Annotated in this window: 18 protein-coding genes and 1 pseudogene; 12 read left to right on the top strand and 7 right to left on the bottom strand. The window is 39.5% G+C overall.

What is annotated here, in order from left to right; all coding sequences use genetic code 11:
* Window positions 1–5: 5 nt before the first annotated feature.
* From J7649_RS09990 to J7649_RS09950, 9 genes are all read left to right on the top strand, one after another.
* Window positions 6–1,019: an NAD-dependent epimerase/dehydratase family protein gene (locus J7649_RS09990; protein WP_219307764.1), complete on the top strand. Its 1,014-nt coding sequence runs from the start codon at window positions 6–8 to the stop codon at window positions 1,017–1,019.
* Window positions 1,016–1,990 carry an ATP-grasp domain-containing protein gene (locus tag J7649_RS09985; protein ID WP_219307762.1) on the top strand — a complete coding sequence of 325 codons (975 nt, stop codon included), beginning with the start codon at window positions 1,016–1,018 and terminating at the stop codon, window positions 1,988–1,990. Before J7649_RS09990 ends, J7649_RS09985 begins: the two co-directional genes overlap by 4 nt.
* A 214-nt stretch (window positions 1,991–2,204) precedes the next feature.
* Window positions 2,205–3,380 carry a DegT/DnrJ/EryC1/StrS family aminotransferase gene (locus tag J7649_RS09980; RefSeq protein ID WP_219307760.1) on the top strand — a complete coding sequence of 392 codons (1,176 nt, stop codon included), beginning with the start codon at window positions 2,205–2,207 and terminating at the stop codon, window positions 3,378–3,380.
* Between the two features lie 118 nt (window positions 3,381–3,498).
* Complete coding sequence (locus J7649_RS09975; RefSeq protein ID WP_219307758.1) at window positions 3,499–5,373, top strand: polysaccharide biosynthesis protein; 1,875 nt, start codon at window positions 3,499–3,501, stop codon at window positions 5,371–5,373.
* Window positions 5,374–5,385: 12 nt separating this feature from the next.
* Window positions 5,386–6,261, top strand: coding sequence for a UTP--glucose-1-phosphate uridylyltransferase GalU (gene galU, locus J7649_RS09970; protein ID WP_219307756.1), 876 nt, complete (start codon window positions 5,386–5,388; stop codon window positions 6,259–6,261).
* Between the two features lie 12 nt (window positions 6,262–6,273).
* Complete coding sequence (locus J7649_RS09965; RefSeq protein ID WP_219307754.1) at window positions 6,274–7,530, top strand: nucleotide sugar dehydrogenase; 1,257 nt, start codon at window positions 6,274–6,276, stop codon at window positions 7,528–7,530.
* Window positions 7,530–9,197, top strand: coding sequence for a glucose-6-phosphate isomerase (pgi, locus tag J7649_RS09960; RefSeq protein WP_219307744.1), 1,668 nt, complete (start codon window positions 7,530–7,532; stop codon window positions 9,195–9,197). Before J7649_RS09965 ends, pgi begins: the two co-directional genes overlap by 1 nt.
* The gene (gene galE, locus J7649_RS09955; protein WP_219307742.1) at window positions 9,190–10,209 is read left to right on the top strand and encodes a UDP-glucose 4-epimerase GalE; all 1,020 of its coding nucleotides are present in this window, start codon (window positions 9,190–9,192) and stop codon (window positions 10,207–10,209) included. The genes pgi and galE overlap by 8 nt, the downstream gene beginning before the upstream one ends.
* Before the next feature lie 2 nt (window positions 10,210–10,211).
* On the top strand, window positions 10,212–11,090 hold the full coding sequence (locus tag J7649_RS09950; protein ID WP_219307740.1) for a beta-1,6-N-acetylglucosaminyltransferase: 879 nt from the start codon (window positions 10,212–10,214) through the stop codon (window positions 11,088–11,090).
* 83 nt (window positions 11,091–11,173) lie between these two features.
* Here J7649_RS09950 and J7649_RS09945 read toward each other — a convergent pair whose 3' ends face one another.
* The 5 genes from J7649_RS09945 to J7649_RS09925 all read right to left on the bottom strand — a co-directional run bounded on the left by J7649_RS09945 (window position 11,174) and on the right by J7649_RS09925 (window position 19,302).
* Window positions 11,174–12,550 (bottom strand): phosphohexomutase domain-containing protein, encoded by a 1,377-nt coding sequence (locus J7649_RS09945; protein WP_219310097.1) that lies wholly within the window; start codon window positions 12,548–12,550, stop codon window positions 11,174–11,176.
* A 181-nt stretch (window positions 12,551–12,731) separates the two neighbouring features.
* Entirely contained in the window at window positions 12,732–14,345 is a 1,614-nt protein-coding gene (locus J7649_RS09940; RefSeq protein ID WP_180038353.1) for a Tn7-like element transposition protein TnsE, read from the bottom strand.
* 2 nt (window positions 14,346–14,347) lie between these two features.
* Window positions 14,348–15,883, bottom strand: a complete 1,536-nt coding sequence (locus J7649_RS09935) for a TnsD family Tn7-like transposition protein (RefSeq protein ID WP_219307738.1) — start codon at window positions 15,881–15,883, stop codon at window positions 14,348–14,350.
* A 27-nt stretch (window positions 15,884–15,910) separates the two neighbouring features.
* Window positions 15,911–17,593 (bottom strand): AAA family ATPase, encoded by a 1,683-nt coding sequence (locus tag J7649_RS09930; RefSeq protein WP_219307736.1) that lies wholly within the window; start codon window positions 17,591–17,593, stop codon window positions 15,911–15,913.
* Window positions 17,590–19,302, bottom strand: coding sequence for a Mu transposase C-terminal domain-containing protein (locus J7649_RS09925; RefSeq protein WP_228738640.1), 1,713 nt, complete (start codon window positions 19,300–19,302; stop codon window positions 17,590–17,592). Before J7649_RS09925 ends, J7649_RS09930 begins: the two co-directional genes overlap by 4 nt.
* Window positions 19,303–19,498: 196 nt before the next feature.
* Between J7649_RS09925 and J7649_RS09920 the strand changes: the two genes are divergently transcribed.
* The gene (locus J7649_RS09920) at window positions 19,499–20,527 is read left to right on the top strand and encodes an IS701 family transposase (RefSeq protein ID WP_079255106.1); all 1,029 of its coding nucleotides are present in this window, start codon (window positions 19,499–19,501) and stop codon (window positions 20,525–20,527) included.
* 13 nt (window positions 20,528–20,540) lie between these two features.
* Here J7649_RS09920 and J7649_RS09915 read toward each other — a convergent pair whose 3' ends face one another.
* Window positions 20,541–20,816 carry a hypothetical protein gene (locus tag J7649_RS09915; RefSeq protein WP_228738639.1) on the bottom strand — a complete coding sequence of 92 codons (276 nt, stop codon included), beginning with the start codon at window positions 20,814–20,816 and terminating at the stop codon, window positions 20,541–20,543.
* Window positions 20,803–21,606 carry a TnsA endonuclease C-terminal domain-containing protein gene (locus J7649_RS09910; RefSeq protein WP_219307734.1) on the bottom strand — a complete coding sequence of 268 codons (804 nt, stop codon included), beginning with the start codon at window positions 21,604–21,606 and terminating at the stop codon, window positions 20,803–20,805. Before J7649_RS09910 ends, J7649_RS09915 begins: the two co-directional genes overlap by 14 nt.
* Before the next feature lie 431 nt (window positions 21,607–22,037).
* On the opposite strand from J7649_RS09910, the gene J7649_RS09905 reads away from it, so the two are divergent.
* Both J7649_RS09905 and J7649_RS16790 read left to right on the top strand, forming a co-directional pair.
* Window positions 22,038–22,304 (top strand): type II toxin-antitoxin system TacA family antitoxin, encoded by a 267-nt coding sequence (locus J7649_RS09905; RefSeq protein WP_219307731.1) that lies wholly within the window; start codon window positions 22,038–22,040, stop codon window positions 22,302–22,304.
* A pseudogene (locus tag J7649_RS16790) lies at window positions 22,294–22,773 on the top strand (GNAT family N-acetyltransferase). The gene J7649_RS09905 and the pseudogene J7649_RS16790 overlap by 11 nt, the downstream one beginning before the upstream one ends.
* The last annotated feature ends 399 nt before the right edge of the window (window positions 22,774–23,172 follow it).

Raw genomic sequence — 23,172 nt, 5'->3', positions numbered from 1 at the left:
TTTAAGTGAAAAAAAAAGTAATAGTGTTTGGAGCAACTGGTAATTTAGGAGCTTATACTTCAGTACATCTAAATGATTTAGGTTATGAGGTTCATGCTGTTGGTTCTAGAAAATCAGATAATGGATTCTTTTCATCAAAAGGTATGAAGTATTACTCTGTAGATATTACAAATAAGGAAGATTTTAAAATCTTACCTGATGATGTTTACGCGGTAGTGCATTTGGCAGGTGAGCTTCCTTCAAGATATAAATATATTCCTAGTAAATTAGTTTCAACTATTATTGAGGGGACATTAAATGTTTTAGATTATATGGTTAGTGCAAATGGAAAGAAATTGGTTTTTCCACAAACACCATTTGATCAATGTGAGAAACATAATACGCCCGAAATGATTTTTGCAGATACTCCAAAAACTTTTCCTTTAACTGGCGATCATTCTGTTTATACTATTGCTAAAAATGCTGCTGTTGATTTAATTGATCATTATGCTGCCACATATAGTTTTTTAAGATTTCATCTTAGATTCTTTACAATTTATCATTATCACCCAAATCCATATCATTTTTCAAATTATAAAAAGCAGATGATGCCTTATAGAATGCTAATAAATCGAGCAATAAATTCTCAAGATATTGAAGTTTGGGGTGACGTCAGTCGTTCTAAAGAAATGGTTTATGTGAAGGATTTTACACAAATTATTCAAAAATGTTTGGAAAGTAAAGGGCCTGGTGGAATGTATAATGTAGGTGGTAAGGCCGTATCTTTAGAAGAACAAATTGATGGAATTATAAAAGTTTTTTCTCCACTAAATAATCCTTCAAGAAAAATTTATAAACCAGAAAAGCCAGATCCTTTACTAGCTAAACTTGATATAAGTAAAACTGAATCTGAGTTAGGTTATATTCAAAAATATTCATACTTAGATTCACTAATTGATTTTAAACGAGAGATGGAAACTGAGCCATTTGCTCTGCTTTGGGGGTGTAAAGAAGATTATAGTGAGGAAGAAGGTAAATGAATATTCTTTTTTGTAGTGTAGGTAGACGCGCTAAGCTGTTAAAAAATTTGAAAGAAACATATCCAAATGTAAATATTTTAGCAATTGATAATTCTCCTTATGCGCCAGCATTAAATTTTGCTGATCAACGATATTTAGCTCCACGGATTGATGATCCTAATTATATTGATTTTCTTTTAGATTTTTGTAAAGAGCATAATGTTAAAGCAATCACAACATTAATTGACCCTGAAATCGAATTACTTGCAAAGAATAGAAAATTATTTTTATCTCACGGGGTTTTGCCTTTATGTCCTAATGAGTCAACAGCAAAATTATGCTTTGATAAATTTCTTATGTTCCAGTATTTAACTGAGAAAAATATTGATACGATATTAACTTATGGAGATATTGAATCCTTTCAACAAGCTCTGCAAAAAGGTAAAATTAACTTTCCTGTTTTTATTAAACCTAGAACTGGAAGTGCAAGTGTAGGCGCAGAAAGAATTGAAAATTTAACTGATTTAAAGGATAGGTTTAAAGAAAATATTAAGCATAATTATATAATTCAAGAATTAATGTTAGGAGATGATATAGATGCAGACGTTTATGTAGATTGTATTTCTAGTGAAGTGGTTTCGGTTTTTTCGAAAAGAAAATTAGAAACTAAAATTGGAGGTGCTAGTAAAACTATTTCATTTAAAGATTATAAATTATTTGAATTAGTAAAGAATATTCTTTCAAATTTCAAATTTTATGGTCCTCTTGATATGGATTTCTTTTATAAGGATGGTAAATACTATTTATCTGAAATAAATCCAAGATTTGGTGGGGCTTATTTACATGCCTTTGGAGCAGGTGTGGATTTTTATAAATTAATATTAAATAATATAAGTAATAAGCAGAATTTAGCTTCTATTGGTAATTATGAAAATGATATTTTAATGATGATGTATGATGAGGTTGTTATTAAAAAGCTTTCAGAACTATAAAGCTTTATTTTAGATTGTATGAGATATAAAAGTAATATTATTACTTTTATATCTCATCATAGTGTTATTTTTTTGAAATATTATTTTATTGTTATGAATTTATAGTTTGAAACGATAGTTTTTGTAAATATCAGCTTTCTCTCAAATTATAAATTTTAAGACTATATCTTGTACTAGTAGCATTATATAGTATTAAACCCTATTAGGAAACATCATGTTAAACACTGCATTTGAACCATGGCCAAGTTTTACCCAGCAAGAAGCGGATGCGGTTTCCCGGGTTTTATTGTCGAATAAAGTCAACTACTGGACCGGACAGGAATGCCGTGAGTTTGAAAAAGAATTTGCCCAGTTTGCAGAAACCAAATATGCAGTGGCATTGGCCAATGGAACAGTTGCTCTGGATGTTGCACTTAAGGCATTAGGCATTGGTGCAGGGGATGATGTGATTGTCACCTCACGCACCTTCTTGGCCTCGGCTAGCTCGATTGTGACTGCTGGGGCAAATCCGATTTTCGCCGATGTTGAACTGGATTCACAGAATATCTCTGCTCAAACTATTGAAGCAGTACTTACCCCAAATACCAAAGCGATTATCTGTGTGCATCTGGCAGGCTGGATGTGCGACATGGACCCGATCATGCAATTGGCTGCCGATAAAGGCCTGTATGTGATTGAAGACTGTGCACAGGCGCATGGCGCGAAATATAAAGGTAAATCGGCCGGTTCAATTGGTCATATCGCGGCCTGGTCTTTCTGTCAGGACAAGATCATGACCACAGGTGGCGAAGGCGGTATGGTCACCACCAATGATGAAGAGCTGTGGAAAAAAATGTGGTCCTATAAAGACCATGGCAAGAACTTTGACAGCATCTATAACAAGCAGCATCCACCGGGTTTCCGCTGGTTGCATGACTCCTTTGGCACCAACTGGCGCATGATGGAAATGCAGGGTGTGATCGGCCGTATTCAACTGAAAAAAATGCCGGAATGGACTGCAAAACGCCTTGCCAATATGCAGAAAATTGATGCAGCATTTGCAGACAGTCCTTATTTTACTGTCCATCGCCCATCCGATGATTATGTGCACGCTGCTTATAAATGTTATGTCCAGGTCAATATCGATATCTTACCAGAAGGTTGGTCACGTAACCGGATCATGCAGGAAATCAATGCACAGAATGTGCCTTGTTTCAGTGGCTCTTGTTCAGAAGTTTATCTCGAGCATGCTTTTGATGATACGCCATGGCGTCCGACACAGCGTTTGAAAAATGCGCAGCAATTGGGTGAAACCAGTCTGATGTTTTTAGTTCATCCTACTTTAAGCGATGAAAGTATTAACAAAACAGTCACCGCAATTCAACAAGTTATTAATAGAATAGTTGCTTAAACTTTAAGAATATAAGTGCACCGTGTTCGGTGCATTTAACTTATATAGAATATGTTTTTAAGTTACTCATCGCATTGTGACTTATTAAAAATTTATTAGAATTGAGACAACGCATCCAGTGAAATCGATCATTACGCCTTTCGTAGAATCACCACGAGCCGCCAAACTTGCATTTTTAATTATTCTAGATTTTTGTGCTTTTCCTGTCTTGATCTGGCTGTGTTATGCCATTCGCCGTTTTGATTTAGGCGCAGAAGTGGTACCGAATCTGGCTTTTGGTGCGGTTTGGGTCAGTGTAATTGCAGTCGTATCCCTATTCGTGTGTGGGGTCTATCGCTTTATTGTCCGTACTTATAATGAAGTGTTTATGATCAAGATGGGGCTGGCGACGGCATTGACTGTCGCTGGTCTTTATGCCCTGGCTTATTTTACCCCGGCATTTATTCCGACCTCTATTCCTCTGATGTTCGGCTTTATGATGTTTGCCTGGATCTGGTTTAGCCGGGGCATCATCCGTTTTATTATCCGTTCCTACTTGCAGGCCGATGTACAGAAAAAACGCATTGCGATTTATGGTGCGGGTCATGCCGGTCAACAGGTTGCTGCTGCACTGTATCGTTCCAATGAACATTTGCCGATCATGTTTATTGACGACAAACGCTCGCTGGCGGGACAGCAGCTGGGTCGACTTAAAGTCTATGATGCACAGACTGCCTTAAAACTCATGCGCAAGCAAAAAATTGATGAAATCCTGATTGCGTTGCCTTCGGTAGGGCGGGTCCGTAAAAGTGAAATCATCAAGTTTTTAGAACCGGCACATTTAAAAATTACCGAGATTCCAGGGCTGACCAAACTGGTGGATGGTGAAATCCGAATTTCTGATATTCAGGAAGTGGATATTATCGATTTGCTGGGGCGTGATCCGGTGCCGCCAGTGCCGGAGCTGCTGGCCAGAAACATTAAAGATAAAGTGGTGATGGTGACAGGCGCTGGCGGGTCGATTGGTTCAGAACTCTGCCGCCAGATCATTAAAAACCAGCCGGCCAAACTGGTTATTTATGAACTGACTGAATTCGCACTGTATAGTATTGAAAAAGAGTTACGCCTTAGCGCTAGCTGTGAAATTATTCCGATTCTGGGCTCTGTACTGGATGAATCCAAGCTGGAACGGGTAATTGAACAATATGGTGTACAGACTGTTTACCATGCTGCCGCCTATAAACATGTCCCGCTAGTGGAATGTAATCCGCTGGCAGGGCTAAAAAACAATGCCGTCGGAACCGCCTTTAGTGTGAATGCTGCGGTGAAGAAAGGCGTCGAAACTTTTGTGTTAATTTCAACCGATAAGGCCGTACGTCCAACCAACGTGATGGGAGCGACCAAGCGTATGGCCGAGCTGTATTGTCAGGCCATGGCAGAAGCCCAGAACCAGACCCAGATCAGTATTGTGCGCTTTGGCAATGTACTCGGTTCTTCGGGTTCGGTGGTGCCGCTGTTTAAACAGCAGATTGCCAAGGGTGGACCGATTACCGTGACTCATCCGGAAGTGACCCGGTTCTTTATGACCATTCCGGAAGCTTCGCAACTGGTGATTCAGGCCGGTGCTTTGGGTACGGGCGGAGACGTATTCCTGCTGGATATGGGCGAACCGGTACGGATTCAGGATCTGGCACGACAAATGGTTGCGCTGAGCGGACTCAAGGTTCGAGAAGAACAAAATCCAAATGGTGATATTGAAATTCAATATAGCGGATTACGTCCGGGCGAGAAGCTGTATGAAGAGCTGCTGATTGACGAAGAAAATACGGAAATTACCGCGCATACGCGTATTCTGCGTTCTGTCGAAAAACATTATCCATTGGCAGAAATTCTGGCAGTATTTAACCGTATACATGAACTTACCGCGACTCAGGCCGATATTGAATGGGCACTGGCACAACTGGAACATTATGTCGACGGTTATGTACGCGGTAACGAAATTAAAGTGAACTAGGTTTTTATAGATATGATCAAAAAAGCAATTCTCCCTGTGGCGGGTCTAGGTACGCGTTTCTTACCTGCCAGCAAATCCATTCCGAAAGAGATGGTGACTGTCGTGGATCGCCCTGCGATTGAATATGTGGTCCGTGAAGCGGTTGCTGCCGGAATTGAGCAGATTATTCTGGTGACCCATTCTTCCAAGGCTTCGATTGAAAACTATTTTGACCGTAACTTTGAGCTTGAAACCACCCTTGAGCAAAAAAACAAAACCGACCTGCTGAAAGAAATTACGGAGATTCTGCCTGCAGGCGTGAGTGTGATTAGTGTACGCCAGCCACAGCCTCTGGGTCTGGGCCATGCAGTATTGTGTGCCAAAGCAGTGATTGGCGATGATGATTTCGCGGTATTATTGCCGGATGTACTGGTCAAGGATCAGGATCCGGAAAATGATCTGGCACGCATGATTCAGCGTTATGCTCAATCTCGGGCTTCACAAATCATGGTAGAAGCGGTACCTGAACATCTGGTCGACCAGTATGGCATTGTTGATGTTGCAGCATCGCCTGAGGAAGGGGAAAGTATCGTCATGCAAGGAATCGTCGAGAAACCGGCCATCGGTACTGCACCTTCAAATCTGTCTGTGGTCGGACGTTATATTCTGCCGGCAAAAATCATGCAGCTTTTGGAACAGACCCCACGCGGGGCAGGTAATGAAATCCAGCTGACCGATGCGATTGCCATGCTGCAGCAAACCGAAGCCGTAGAAGCCTATCGTATGAAAGGTCAGACCTTCGACTGTGGCAGCAAGTTAGGTTATTTAAAGGCTGTTTTACATTATGGCATTGATCATCCTAAACTCGGTAGCGAGTTTAAAGCATTGATTCAGGAACTTGCTTTATAAGAAAGGAATATTATGAAAGTCGCAGTATTGGGAAAAACCTTATTTTCCGGAGTCATGTCGGCTCTTTTATCTGAGTGTGGTCACCAGGTGGTCTGGTGTAATAGCTTCAATGCAGATGAGTCGGCCCGGCCCTATTTCCAGGATGAATCTCTACAACAATTACTGCAAAAACAGGAAAAATCTGGCTTTTTAAACTGTTGCGATTTTCAGCATCTGGATTTTAATCAGGATGTTTTTTTCTTTAGTTTTAATGCGACTGAAGAACAGCAGGCATTTCAGATGCTGGACACCATCCGGCATGCCTGTTTTGCCCATCCCAAACTGATGATTAATGCCTCCACCTTTGGCTTGCATGGCACCCAGCGCTTTCAGCAGTTGCTGCCGAATGATGACTGGATTTATCTGCCAGATATTATTCAGGAAGGGAATGCACTGCGTAGCTTTACTCAGGCCACCCAACTGATTGTGGGCTGTGATCATGCAGATATACAGCCTAAAATCAAAGAATTATTACGGCCATTATTTCCACGTACCCAACAATATTTATTTATGCCAGTTCTGGATGCTGAATTTACCAAGCTGAGTATTTCCGGCATGCTGGCCACCCGGATCAGTTATATGAATGATCTGGCCAGCGTGGCAGAAAAACTGGGCATTGATATTGAGCAGGTACGGCAAGGCATGGCTGCGGATAACCGGATTGGTTCTGCCTATTTGTTCCCCGGCGTTGGTTTTGGTGGAGAGAATTTCTCTCATGATATCCGGACGCTTACTCACGCCGTGGCAGATTCAGGAGTGAAAAACCAGCTGTTGGAGCAGGTCTGGGACATTAACGAACAGCAAAAAGAATTATTGTTCCGTAAACTCTGGAACTATTTCCGTGGAGATTTAAAGGGTAAAGTCATTGCGATCTGGGGTGCAGCCTTTAAGGAAAATACTCCAAGTATCCAGCAGTCTCCGGTACATGCCATGCTGACCGCTTTGTGGGCACAAGGCGTGACGGTCAAGCTGCATGATCCTCAGGCAATCGCAAATATTGAAAAGGTCTATGGGCCACGGGAAGACCTGATCCTGTGTAAAGACCAGTATCAGGCTGTGGAAGGGGCGCATGCCTTGTGTCTGATTACGGCATGGAAACAGTACGGCAGTCCGGATTATCCATATTTGATCAAGCTGATGCAGCATCCCCTGATTCTGGATGGGCGTAATCTGTATGATCCGACGTATGTCAAGACACGTGGTTTTAATTATATTGGGGTGGGACGTTAATGTTGAGCCATTTTAATCCAAATCTCGACACTGAAACTGTGTGTCAGAAACTCGCCTCGAACAAAGAACAGCTTCAGTCTGAGCATTTGCGGGAGCTGTTTGCTGCTGACCCGCAGCGTTTTAATCGATATTCTATCCAGTTTGAACAACTGCTGTTTGACTATAGCAAACACCGAATCAATAAGAATGTGATGCAGGGGCTGATCGAATGGGCCGATGCACAGAACCTCAGATCCTGGATTGGCTCCCTATTTTCCAATCAAAAAATCAACTATACCGAGCAGCGTGCTGCCATGCACTGGGCATTGCGCCTGCCGAAACAGGATCAACAGCATGCTGATCTGGCAGCTGATGTGCATGCCCAGCTGGAGCGTATGTATGCGCTGGTGGAACAAATTCATGCCGGACAGCGTCGCGGTGCCACCGGGGAAGTCATTCAGGATGTGGTCAATATCGGGGTGGGCGGATCAGACCTCGGTCCCTTGATGGTCACGCATGCTTTATCTGATTTTAAATACCAGTCTGCCCAGCCACTCAACGTACATTTTGTTTCGACTATGGATGGCAGTCAGTTGTCTGAGCTGTTGCATCAGCTGCGTCCGGAAACGACACTGTTTATTATTTCCTCCAAATCCTTCGGCACCATTGATACCCTGACCAATGCTCAGACGGTACGCTTGTGGCTGGAGAAGGCTTTGGGTCAACATCCTTATATTCTCAAGCATCATTTTATTGGAGTATCAACCAAGCCGGAAAAAATGACCGCATGGGGAATTGCACCGGAAAACCAGTTGCTGCTCTGGGACTGGGTCGGTGGGCGTTATTCACTCTGGTCCTGTATCGGACTGCCAATTGCCTTGAGTATCGGCATTGAAGGCTTTAAGCAGCTGCTGGCGGGTGCCTATGCCGTGGATCAGCATTTTCAGTACCAGCCTTTCGAACGCAATATTCCGGTATTGATGGGACTTTTGGGAGCATGGAATACCAATTTTCTGGATATTCAGACCCATGCAATTCTGCCTTATGATGGGCGGCTGAAATATTTTGCCTCCTATCTGCAACAGCTGGAAATGGAATCCAACGGCAAATCAATTCAACGTAATGGCGAGAAAGTCCAGCTAGATACCTGCCCGATTATCTGGGGTGAGGTCGGGCCGAATGCCCAGCATGCCTTCTATCAGTTATTGCATCAGGGTACGCAGTCAGTCAGCTGTGATTTTATTGCACCGGTAGAACGTTATAACAGCCAGCAATATACCTATGCAGACAGCGCTGAAGCATTAGTCGAACAACATCATCTGGCCTTATCCAACTGTCTGGCGCAATCGCGCTTACTGGCTTTTGGCAATGAAGCACTGGATCAAACTGAATTGGCGAGCTTACCGGCTTATAAACAGTATGAAGGTAATCAGCCGAGCAGTACCCTGTTATTGCAGGAACTCAATCCATACAGTTTGGGCATGCTTATTGCACTGTATGAGCACAAGGTATTTGTCCAGTCCGTGCTGTGGAATATCAATCCGTTTGACCAGTGGGGCGTAGAAAAAGGCAAGGAAATTGCCAACCAGCTATTGCCAATACTGAATGGTGAACAAACCGATCTGGATGGTTTGGACGGTTCTACCCAAGGTCTCATTAAAATTTTATTAGGAAAGTCAAATGGCTAAAATTTTGGTCACAGGTGGGGCAGGCTATATTGGTTCACATACCTGTGTAGAATTGTTGAATGCCAGACATGAGGTAATTGTACTTGATAATCTGTGCAATAGCTCCTCCGAGTCCTTAAGCCGAGTAGAAAAGCTGACCAAAAAAAGCCTGACCTTTGTGGAAGGCGATATCCGGGATAGCCAGTTACTCGATCAGGTCTTTCAGCAAAATTCGATTGATGCGGTAATTCATTTTGCCGGTCTTAAAGCAGTCGGTGAAAGCCAGCAGATTCCATTGGCTTATTTTGATAATAATATTGCCGGTTCAATTAGTCTGGTTCAGGCGATGCAGCGCGCACAGGTGTATAAACTGGTCTTTAGCTCTTCCGCCACTGTGTATGGTGAAGATAATCCTTCTCCATATCAGGAAGATATGCCCTTAAGTATGCCGAATAATAATTATGGCTATACCAAGTTGGTTGTTGAGCAGATGTTAGAAAAAGTAGCAATTGCAGATGAACGTTGGTCCATTGCCTTGCTACGTTATTTTAATCCGGTCGGCGCGCATAAAAGTGGACAGATTGGTGAAGATCCATTGGGTATTCCCAACAATCTGATGCCTTTTGTGACTCAAGTTGCGGTAGGTCTGCGTGAAAAGCTGTCTATTTTTGGCCATGATTACGACACGGCTGATGGTACCTGTGAACGTGACTTTATTCATGTGGTCGATTTGGCGAAAGCACATGTTTTAGCCATTCAGAATCGTTTAAATCATCAAGGCTGCCGGGCCTGGAATATTGGTACGGGTCAACCGGTATCGGTATTAACCCTGAAAGATACTTTTGAGAAAGTGAATCAGATCCAGATTCCATTTGAGTTTGCTGCACGACGTGCCGGTGATCTGGCAAGTTTCTATGCAGACAATGCGCGTGCAGTAAAAGAGTTGGGCTGGACACCCGAATATGGCTTGGAAGATATGCTTGCTGACAGCTGGAAATGGCAGAAGCAGAATCCCAAAGGATATGGATCATAGATATGAATTTTATTTATGGGGTTATTTGTCATCAACTTACCCATTCACTGGTTTTTCTGGTGAATGAGCTGCTGAAAAGTCCTCATAGTATTATTCTTATTCATGTCGATCAGAAAGCCGACCTTGCCCCATTTCATACTCAATTCGGACAGCATGATCAGGTATATTTTTTAGCAGACCGGACAGATGTACGATGGGGCAGCTATAGCCAAATTGAAGTCATGTTAAAACTCCTGCAGGAAGCGCAAAAATATGATTACGGCTATTTTTTCTTCCTGTCCGGAGATGACATTCCTTTATGTTCCAATACAGCAAGAGAATTATTTCTAGAAAAAGAATATCAGAAACAGACCGAGTTTGTGGGCCATGATGATTTAGCAGATGATGTGGAACAACGGGTGAATGTCCTTTATTTACCGATTATGTATCAGAAAGCTAAATCACCATTATTTCAACTCCTGAACAGATGGGCATTATGGTATTGCCGGCACTTTCGTAAACAGGATATTTCTCATTTACCTAAACTATATAAAGGTTCAAACTGGATTACTCTCACCGATCAGGCGGTGACATTTATTCTGGATTATCTGGAAGCGAATCCGGATTATGCAAAAACCTTTAAATCTTCACTCTGTGCAGATGAAATCTTTTTCCATACCATTATTTATAATTCCCATTTTCAGCAACGCATCTATCATGCCCAGCATAGGATAGAGGATTGTGAAACAGGGCTAAGATATATTGACTGGGATTCCGGGCCGGATTATCCAAGGACTTTAGATGAATCTGATTTTGACAAAATGAAGCAGTCAGGCATGCTGTTTGCGCGAAAAATGAATACAAATATCACAGTGGATATACTCGAAAAACATTTTTCATAAAAGCTTAAGGCCGGAAAAGTACCCTAAAAACTGGAGTCTTTTCTCTGGTTTAAAGGGCACTGTTTTTAGGTTTTTTTGAGGACTTAAGCTTCGCCTTGGATCAGCTGGGTCAGCTCATCAACATAGTCCTGCATCGGCCGTGGATGATGATCACGGCGGCTTTCAATATTCAAACGCAATAATGGTTCAGTATTGGATGCACGCACATTAAAACGCCAGCTACCAAAATTCAGGCTGACGCCGTCGGTCTGGTCAATTTCAGGTTGCTGATCGGCATAATGATCGAAAAGTTTTTGGATGGTTGCCTGGGTATCGGCCACTTTAAAATTAATTTCACCTGAACATGGGAACTTGGCGATCATTTCTTCCACGAGAGAAGATAAGGATTTTCCTGTTTCAGACAGTACTGCCATAGCCAGTAACCATGGAATCATGCCGCTGTCACAGTAAGCAAAATCACGGAAATAGTGATGGGCACTCATTTCCCCGCCATAAGCCGCATTATGTTCACGCATGACATCTTTAATGAAGGCATGCCCTGATTTTGATTGGACGGTAATTCCCTGATACTGCTCCACCACATCCAGCGTATTCCAGACCAGACGCGGGTCATGGACAATTTTTTCACCAGACTGCTTCAGCAGGAATGCCTGCGCAAGAAGCCCAACAATATAATAACCTTCAATGAACTGACCTTTTTCATCGAACAGGAAGCAGCGGTCAAAGTCGCCATCCCAAGCAATGCCCATATCCGCACCATGCTGAATGACCGCATCACGGGTGCTATCACGGTTTTCAATCAGAATTGGATTCGGGATACCATTCGGGAAGTTACCATCGGCCTTATTGTGAATTTTGACAAATTCAACCGGAATCTGTAGCTGTTGAAACTTCTGTTCAAGCGCATCCACCACATGACCTGCGGCACCATTACCGGCATTCATCACCAGTTTCATCGGGCGGATTTTTGCCGGATCGATATAGGTCATCAGGTGGTCGATAAATTCTGGCAGGATATTATATTTTTCCGTATGACCTTTTTGGCTAACTTCAAGGAATTGCCCTGATTCGGCCAAGGCCTGGATTTCTTTTAAGCCTGTATCTGCACTAATCGGACGGGCATTTTCACGCACCAGTTTCATGCCGTTATAGTCCATCGGATTATGGCTGGCAGTGACTTCAATTCCACCTTGTACATCGAGGTGGAAGGCCGCGAAATAAACTTCTTCAGTCCCGGTCATGCCGAGATCCAGCACATTGACCCCAGCATCATTTAAACCGCGAATGGTCGCCTGTTTTAAGCCTTCACTGCTGAGTCGAATATCACAGCCAATGGCTACTGTTTTAGGTTGATAAATCTGTCCATAAGCACGGCCAATTTTATAGGCAATCTCTTCATTGAGCTCGGTGCCGAGTTTGCCGCGAATGTCATAGGCTTTGAAGCAAGTCAGTTTGGTCATGTAAGTCATTAAAAACCCTGAAAATAAGAAAAATATATAATTTATGCTAGTAGTATAGAGCCAAAATTATTTAATACAGCTTCCTTCATTCATAATTTTGTGAGCTAGCATTCCAGAATATTCAGCCAGTAATTGTAAGATCTCACGATCAGCACTTTTGTTAGAGAATAACTTTAGAGATTTATGGTGAGTCATATATAGATTTCCATTTTTCTAGAATACGCTGCGCCCAGTCTGCATGATAAGTATTTGATACAATGTAATCTTTTTTCGAAATATGGTTAATCATTATATATGACTGGATATTACAAACTTTGTTAATAAAGTCCTTTGGCCAACTTAAAGACTGTGACAAAATTGCAATTTTGAAAGATTCTAAGGTTTTGTTCAGGAAGATTTTATTTGCATTAACATCGTATGGTATCAGTAATGTGGAAATATTCTTTTTTCCATCAGAGGTATCAATTTCACATAAATAAAAAAGCTCATTATCTTCTCTGTCGAGTATTAGATTTACATAAAATCGGCGATTTTGACCATTAGTCAATTTATGCCCTCTGAATCGGCCATATTTTATGAAAGACTTATTATGAATTTGTTTGACTTTATAGCCTTTGCCTTCTATTTTTTTCAGCATTTTGCTAAGGTCTTGATAAGTTGAACTTGTAAAATTATTTTCTGCCTCTATGCTAAATCCTGGAAGGGTGCCTTCGTCTTCTCCTTCTCCACCAGCAAATGGTTGGTCCTCATGAAGAGCTTCCCTACTTGTATTTCGTCTTGTTATATTAATTTCTGAGCATGAAGTATTTAGTGAGATTTGTAGGTCTTCTATGGTATAAATTTCCCCCACAATATTTTTGAGTTGTGTAATTTCCTGATCAATATCAGCGTTAGCTTCATCATCAAATTTAGATTTATCCTGACTTGTCTGTTTTTTAGTATGCTGGTTTTTATCTAGTATGTCTTTAGCCTGTCCAAAACTTTTTTGGGATAAAAAATGAAATTTAACAGGTTTATGTATTCCTGTTTCTAAATTTCCGAATGAATTGATACGTTCGATCCGAAATATTTTGCTGTCTGAATAAATACATCCATCAACATCAAGTTCAATGTTTTTGAGGATAGGGGCATCCATATCAAAATCATAGGCTTTAGATTGAGCTTGGTTTTTAATGGTTTTTTCATAAATACTTAAAAAAGATTGATTTAATTCAGGGTGTAATAAAATTAATGCCAGTTTTTTTAGAAAAACAGGGTCCTTCAGATCCTTGGCTGTTATTTTTCTGTTTGGTGCAACAAAAATATGAAAGGCTTCGGTATCGTCACGATCAACCAAGACATCTGTTGTATATCTTTCAGAAAATAATGCAGCGCGTAGTAAATATGGATGAGAGAAAAAAAGATCTCGTGCGAGTACCAGTTTAGGTAATTGGATGGTCCACCCCTCCAAAGCATCTCCTGGGTTGTGATATTGGAAACTGAAGCAGGGACGATTGCGATATGTCGGATGGGTATTTACAGTTGAATTTTCTGCATTGGTCTCGTTCAAAAATCCCAAATTGATTTGAGTGAGCTTATGGTTGACTAAACGTACAGGGAAAACACTGCTCAGTGGTGTTTTGTAGTGGTATAAAAGGATACTTTCAATTGGTCTTTTTGAATGAAAAAAACGCTTTTCTTCGGAATTGCGCATTGTAGTTTTAATATTGAAACGAGTTTTACCACGATGAGTTATCTGTGTTGCACTGTAGTATTGTGTTGCTTCAGGTAAACATACGAATGGAAGGTTAGCCACTTTTATTTCCCCATAATATTCTTAAAGAATCGACGTGTTTCTGGTGTCAATCGCTGCTCACTTAATCCAGATTCACGTAAAAAAACACTTGGTGGATAGTCTTTATTTTCAGTTTGTTGACGAATATAGGTTCGAGTCAGACGACGTATTTGGTAACAATCCACAGACTCAGCATAACGATCTAAAAAGACTGAAGTCAATGGGAAAAAATTCCAGTTTTTTTCAATCATACTCACTGAACCCAGTTGTCTAATAAAAAACTTTTTTGTCCATTGTGGGGAGTCTAGATCTTCTAATAATTCATCCCGTATTTTGATGAGTTGTTTAACAAACTGTCGATCTCGAGCTCTCCAGTCAATACGTGGTTTAGGGATAGAAGGCGGGGGAGTTAAAGCTGATTTATTGATAACTAATAGCCAATCTTTATGATTGCGATATAAGCGAGCATACAGTGAGCTATTTTGTTGGCGAGCCTGTTTGACAGGCCTTTCTAGGATTAATTTTGTCCATTGTTTTTGGTCCTCAGATAATGTTCGATCTACTTTATTATCCATACATATTGTTACTGTTGTGGTGGCTTCCTCTAGATCCATGGATGCTAGGTGAATATATTGCTTATATGTTTCAATCGGATTTTTCTCTGTAACAAGAGCTTTTAATAGGATGAGGTGCTCAAGATAAGAAAATGCTTTACGATGTTTTCTTAATATATTTTTCAGCCAGCAGTTTTCACTATCTAAATCTGCTAATTGATAATATGCAAGAAAACTTTCGCCCCAATATTCAATGACTAATTGACGGACTTTTTCGTAATTGATATTTTTACGGCCTGATAGTAATTCGCTATCTTTTAAAATCAGAAAATAAGCATCTGATATAGTCGAAAAATCTGGAATACTAATGGATGTTGAATGAGCAAGTAGCTCTTCGATTAGTTCCGCAAGCTCGATATGGTGACGTGAGTCCTGAGGATTAAATGCAAGTCGTGAAGAGTCTTTCAGCGCATTTAAATGAGCAAAATAGAATTTTCGGTCTATCCCATTGCAAGGGATAGAACTCATAAAGAGCGGTTGCTTATGCTTTGTACAATACTCGTATCCAGTAATCTGCCAGCTACGTTTCCAGTAAACTTCTCCATATTGCTCCATCTGTTCTTGCCAGCAATCTGGACAGAATCTGAAAAAACTCACCGATTTGATCCGGGATGCATTTTTCCCCAATTTCGTATGCAGTGATTGGTATTGCTCACTCCGTAATGCCTGCATAGCATGACGCATCACTGTATCAGTTTGAAATATTTGGTAAATTGGGAGTAGGGTATGCTGGCTGATCAAAGTAAGCGCATTATATTGATCTGGTAAATAACTGGCTAAGGTATCTATATGCGAAGGTAAATCGTAAGTTGGTGTTAAATTTCTGTTATTGAATAATTCTTCGGTGAGATATTTTGGACTCAGAATCCCATTGTGAACTGCATAACGTGCAATTACGCTGTAAATCAGCTCATCCTGATATGGTATTGGAAAATTCGAAATCATAATACCGTGCTCTCCATTCTTTGTTGCTTAATGCAAAATGGGACGGGTAGGATCAAACAAATAGTGCGATGATTTTAATAACTCATAAACATCTACATCCTGTTCTTGTGCTTGACTGAAAAAGTTTCGTAAGTCAGTAGCTTCAGTACTTTTCCATTCCTCTGCCTTCATGACTTTACGAGATGTCCGTGGCTTCCTTGCCGGAGTCGTGGTTTGATGCTGTTTAAACTTATCTTCTGCTACAGGGCTGTCTAATACTTCCAGAATATGCTGGAGGAGTACCTGTAAGTTTTCGTTTGGATATTTTTTTAATGCAGAAGTGACATGCGGTTCTATTGTAGCGGCGGGATGACCTAATGCTGTCAGCATACCTATTAAAGTAGAATAATGCGGTCCCAGATCTTTATGCTGTTTTTCTGTTTTTAATGCGGCTTTAAAACGGTGTTGTTCAACATACTCCTCAATTTGAACTTGAGGGATAGTGAGGTCAGAATACCGTGCAATACGTGCAGGATTGCCTGAACGCAGTGCATCTAGAATATCGTGGACTGGCTGCAATTGTTCTTCGTAGACTTTTTTAAATAATTCTGAGGTGATTTTTTCCAGACCGATGGTGATTGCATGAATTTGTACCAGACAGAACAACTTAACCACTAGATCCGGAATACCTTGCGTATAATAATACCAAGTGGCTCTTAATTCATCGGTCAGTTCAGCTGGTTGTTGAACCCATTGATACTGCCATAGCTTGTTTGTAAAAGCATGCCATTCAGAAATAATCATTTGATCGGGAGTACTAGGATCGGGAGTAGGGGCTTCATTACGCATAGGTTCCCAGATTAAAGAGCCTAATCCTGCACTGCGTCTAGCTGATCTCAAGTCTTCTTGCAAAATTTCATTGGCTTTGGGTGTCCCAATCATCACGATCGGAATGGATGCGACATTCACCAAGGTGACAAAGAAATTAAGAATAATCTCAGCCCCGCCAGATTTTTTTGTATTCAAATGCTGGATTTCATCAATGATTAAAAGTCCAATTGAATAGTTATTTGCGATGATTTTCATCTGCTGCAGCATTGCATTTACATTTAAGCGGCTTCTGGTAAAACGATGCTCGAAGTTAGTATCTCCTAATGCTAAATCTACTGCTCTAAAAAAGTTTGAGCATAAGTTTTTTAAAGAGCTATCATGAGGGCAATCAATTTTAAGATAAACAATTTGCTTTAACCCCAGTTCTTTATGCTCAATCACTTGCGGATAATAACGCAAAATCTTGTTCATCGTGGTCGTTTTCCCACTCCCAGAACATCCTATAATAGACATACTAGTGGCTGTCGATTCTGGAGGAGCGTAGCGGTAAGAGCTTTCGTTTGAAGGTTCTAGTTGTTGAAAAGCCGCGTGCAAATGCCTGTGTCGATCACCATTATTGATGTTTCTACTCACGTAACCTTGCCGGATCATGATAGAAATTTTTTGTTCAAGGGATAGATGTTTGGTGAGTGGTTGGAAAAAATCATGAGGCAGTTGAGCAATTAGATGAATTCTTTCTGGTTGAGGCAAAAAACGCTGCTCTGGAATAAATTTTAGTTTCCCTCGTAGGTGTTTAATAACCGACTTCGTGTCAAGAATGGGCGGTAATTGAGTAATGAGAGGATTATCCCCATAGATGTCTTCTATTGATGTATTAATCGTGAGTTCATTATTATTCATTCTTCATCGTCCTCTTCAAATAATTGTCTCATTAAATCTGGTTGACTTGTCAAATCTAGATTGCTGGTTTGAGATGGGGGTATTTGAGTATTATCTTTATTGGGATTGATGGTCCGGATAGAATTAACAGGCCTGTTTTGTAGGTGTTCCGCACGTTCCATCTGCATGGCTTCTTGTTTATTCTGCCGGATATTTCGAGTACGTTGTGCGTTAGAAAGTTGGTGAACTCCCGCTTGAGCCCGCCGACTCTGTGCTGACTTAATGATGTTGTCAGTAAAATCCTGCAATTCGCTGATGGCTACAGACTTGAGTTGCGAATGCTGTTTTTCAACAGTTTTGATCGCTTTTTGAATTTGTTCAGCTTCCCACCAGGTCAGATGTTGATATTGACGTGAGGTATCATTTAAGTGAGCCTCCCAGTATTCCAATTTATTTTCATCATAAAAAATATAAATGGTATTTACTGAGTATGGGTCAAAACCAATCCGCAACTTTTTCGGGCGAGATTTGGTTGTGTTACGAATAAACCAGCCTTGTTGATGCATTTCCAGACATTGATAGACTAATCCTTTGACTTTAAGTCCTTTGTCACTTAAGGAGGCGTCGATCCTAGGTAACAAGCCCACATAGAGTGATTTGTTATCCACTTGTCTTAACATCCCAGTGCGGTGCTGTAGGCCCCACTGCCAGAGCTTAAGAGGAATAGATGGCAGGTCAGTTGGCATATCGGCACTGCGATCATATTTCGTCAAGACATCAAAATTATTGCGTAACAAGATGCAGCTTAATATGATTTTTCTGAACTCTTCCAGAGTCAGGCACGCTTCTAGCCGATAATCATGTCCGCCTTTCTTTTTTTCCTTGAATCCAGAAACAACACCGATATTATCATAGGATTTAAAGCGTGACTGAATGATTCCGAAAGCCCTCTCCACAATACCTTTGGCATCGCTTCGATACGGTGGTGCATTTTCAATTCGAACAGAAAAGTTTTTTTCAAGAAGTTCAATTTGATAGCCAATTAGTTCGCCGCGGTCTGCAAGTATGGCGCTAGGTAAACCATAAATCGGCCAGTCTTCCGCTTGTATTTGTAAGCCATAACTCTGACAGAATGTTACTTTATCTTGGATTGCGACGCTGAGGCATTGTATGGCTGTGTTAAATGAGCTGTTTTCCATACCGACATAAAGCCCAGTAATCATCCGGCTAAATACATCGATAGCAATATATACGGTAGGTCTGCCAATAATCTGTGATGGATCTCGTGATGATACAAGGTAGATATCAGCGATTGTTGAATCTATTTCATAACGTGCACCAGGACCATTTGCGTGCTTGGTCGCTGTTGAAGTCAGAGGTTTGTGATCTTTCAGAGTTTTCTGATTCTTCAGAATTTCCTTGGAATTGTTCTTATTTCTATATCGCTTATTATAAAAATAATAGAATTGGGCATAGGTTGGAATATCTGCGGCTTGCACTTGATGAAAGTGCTTAGAAAATAAATTTTTAAACCGAAGATAAGTTTCGTTAATGGATTGTTTTTTGACAGGAACTAAATACTCTTCGATGGCTTGCTTAAAATATAATTCAACCTGTTCAGTGACATTCTTACCTTCATTCAATTCATAAATGCGTGGTCTGCCAATTTTTTTATCACCTATAGCTCTTTTTTGGCCTTTTCCACCTGAGTTTTCATAGTCCGGTACCAAAGCATTTATAGTTTGACCACGTTGCCAGTAGCGTCTTAGGAGTCGTAGGATTTTATTAATTGATACTTCTTTTTCTAGATGTATAGTTTTAATTTTTGCAGTCCTGATTTTTGCATTGATAAGAACTTGTTCATCATTAATAGGACTTACGCATTGACGGATTCAAAAAAGTATTAAAATACTTTATAAAGTATCTGTGATCAGACGAATTAAACATGCTTCTACAGCAACTTGTACATTACCCATTTATATGGGCTTTCTCATGACAGAACCGAACTCTATTAGCTGCACACAACTTGCCGAGACTTATAATATCTCGCATGATAGTGTAAATCGCTTTCTAGAGCGTGAAGACTACACACCTCACGACCTATATCAAGAATCAATTCAACATATTGATAATAATAAACTTATAGTCAGCATTGATGATACTGTTTTAGATAAACCATATAGTCAACATATGGACTTGGTTAGCTATTTTTGGTCAGGCAAACACCATCGATCCGTCAAGGGTATTAATCTCATTACCTTGTATGCGACAGATCAAAATGGTCAAAATATTCCAATTAATTTCCGAATTTATGACAAATCTGAAAGTAAAACCAAGAATGATTACTTTATGGATATGTTAAGTGAAGTACTCAGTTGGGGTGCAAAGATTCAATTTATTACAGGTGATAGTTGGTATTCATCGACTGGAAATCTAAAAACCATAAGAAAATATGGTATTCGATTTATGTTTGGTATCGACTGTAACCGTAAGGTTTCCCCAGAAAAAGGACAATGGTTTCAACTGCGTTTATTGCCAGATTTCCATCAGGGTCAAGTGGTCTGGCTCAAAGATTTTGGCTTTGTACAATTATTTAAGACTCAGTTAAAAGAACAGCAGAGGTTTTATATTGTGCATCAAGATGAAGATGATTTATTGTCCTTTGAGGGTTTTCATGAATTGCATTCAAGTCATTGGAAAATAGAGCAATATCACCGGGTGATTAAACAGGTTTGTCATATTGAAAAGTTTCAAGTAAGACGATCTAAACTGATTTTGAATCATATTTTTTCAGCCTTGATGGCCTACGTTGAGATACAAAAGAACCAGTTTGAGCGGATCTTTGAAAATGTATATCGTTGGCAGAAGAAATTATTTAGACCAGTTATCAAAAACTTCATTGATGACTTTATTCTCGATAAAAATCATCTGCTACCACAGAGAATCTATAAATAATAGTGCGTAAGTCCTAATTAATTAAATCTTGAATAATAAAAAAGTTTTCATCTCTTTTTTTGAGTTGAATAGAATCCTCACTCAAGTTTAATCGTTTTAAGTGTTCATAAGGATCTTGTGCTGGTATTAGGCTTTGATCATCTGAGAGAGTTTGAAGTTCCTTGGATAAAATGAGTTCAGGAAAAGCATTTTTATTATCAATCGCAATCCATACGGTATACTGCGGTAAGAATTTGAGTATCCGGTATTGTGTTGAATTCAAGATGTAAACTGAATTAATTAGTTGCATGGACTGTATTCTCGTTCTGGAGCAAGTTACTTGCATGAATATCAGAGAGTTTAAGCTCCAAGTACGAAATTTCTAGATTAAATTGCAGTATTCGCAGGGCAAATAGTTTTCTAAACAATGCGAGCGTCGTTCCGATACCCCTTTTTTGAGTTTGGTCAGTATGCTTGCAGAAAGAGATCAATGAGCTTTGAGGATACTGGCTAATTTCTTCCATAAAATAAATTGCTTGATCAATCATATGATTTGTTATTTCAAGATTATTTTTTTCTACATACAGCCATTTAATGTTCTCTAGTACCGTAGCAGGAATATCCTTTTCGGTAATCAGCTTGAATGGCGTATTGTGCTCTTCTTCCCAGTAACGACGTTTAATTTCTAAAGACTCAATAATATGAGCTTTATTCAAATCCTTGCTATAAAGAGTGTCGAGGGCTATAGAAAACTTACCAAAATCAACTAAAAAATCTGAAGATAGGGTAAAAGGTAGATAATCAACCGATACCTTTTTCATCCGGTAACGAGAACAGATGGAGTTAAGATCATAGATATCCAAAGGATAATGTTCACGAATATCTGTAACGTTCTGATTCCAGTCAAGCAGCAAAAAGGTGGATAACTCTAGATCAGAAAACAAGTGGTGAAGACGTTTACTCACACGACCTTGTACTCTATGAGAGCGACCAATTGAACTGAAGTTATGAACAGTTTTGCAAGGTTTATAATCTCGTCCATGGCCTTGGCCATATCCTTCTTTTACTAATTCCTCATAGTTTTTTATAATTTTTGTCATACAGAAGACCTATGAATTTTGGTTGATAATTCATCATATCTCAAAGAAGATAATTTTGTATTTGGCAGAAATATACAAACTTAAATATATTTATATACAAACAAAATTTTATAATTTTTATTTAATTATTTATTAAATTCAGTAGCTTAATAATTTATCGGGTATTTTAGCACTCAATTGCTGAGTTTAAAAAACGTTTAGGATAGGCAAAAGTATTCAAATTACATCTTAGTAAACATCGTTGCATATTTTTATGTAAACCAACTGCATATTCAGACTCAAACCCGACCATTCATTCTGGTTCATAGTAAAATGCTTATTTTCTATTCCAAATATTTTAATAAAACAAAATATGCAAATTTGAATCTTAAAGTACTGCCTTAATCTGCTATAACTTGTACATCATATTGATGCACAAGTTGGTGGGAAATATGGCTAACTTAGCAACAGAACGAATCAATGTTCGTTCAACTGTAGATGCAAAGAATGTAATTGAGCAAGCTGCGAATTTATTGGGTCTTAGTGTGAGTTCCTTGATGATCCAATCCTCATTTGAACGAGCAAAAGAATTACTTAAATCTCATCACGAGTTAAAAGTAAATAATGCTGATCGTGATATGTTAATGAATTTCCTTGAAAATCCACGCCCTGCAAATGATGAGATGAAAAAATTAATGAGTTTATTGGATGAAAATTGAGGTTTTACAAGACCATCATCAGAAAAAAATCATTTAATTGTGGGCAAGATGATTTAAATAAATTCATAAAACAATACGCATCCCAACATCAGAAATCAGGAACAAGTAAAACCTATGTTACTATTGATGATACACAGTAGGTGAGAGGATTTTATTGTCTATCAAGTACCTCTATAGGATTTGATGCTATTCTCACTAAACGATTACCTCATTATCCATTACCTTGTGTGGTTGTGGGACGCTTTGCCGTTGATCAAGCAGCGCAGGGCGAGAAATTGTAAAAGTACTTTTAGCTCAGGCTCTTAAACAAGTTTCAAAAGTTGCTCAAATTATTGGTGTTAATTTTGTTGTAATACATGCAAAAGATCAAAAAGCCATAGAGTTTTATCAGCGTTTTGACTTTATCTCATTAACATCAAATCCATTAACATTAATATATCCAGTGAATGAAATACCTAATTTTAAATAAGGTGGGCTGCTAGTAACAGGAGTAGCTAGTATACTTATTCAGAATTTGCACATAGCTCCTTATCCCTTATTTTGCTTTATGACCAAATATTGCGCCTAATTATGGGAATTTAATTAAGTTTGTTTTATTTTTTGCCTTAAGTTATTGACATTTATTGTTCTTTGTATTTTAATTTTAAAATTAAGTTTGTATTAAAATTCGGTATCCTGAGTTTTAGGTGAAATTAAGTTTGTATTAGATTCTTCCACTTTAAAATACGAATTCTTGCTCAGAAAGGCGAATCATACTTTAAATAAAAATGAAATGTTTTCAAGGTGAGGTCAAAAAGGGATGCTTTTTGAATCTAGGGTAAGATTTTTATATATCTATATTGTTGAATATATTAGTAATAATTTTATA

The organism is Acinetobacter lwoffii, assembly GCF_019343495.1.
Lineage (GTDB): Bacteria > Pseudomonadota > Gammaproteobacteria > Pseudomonadales > Moraxellaceae > Acinetobacter > Acinetobacter lwoffii_P.
This window is presented reverse-complemented; position numbering and strand designations above follow the sequence as displayed.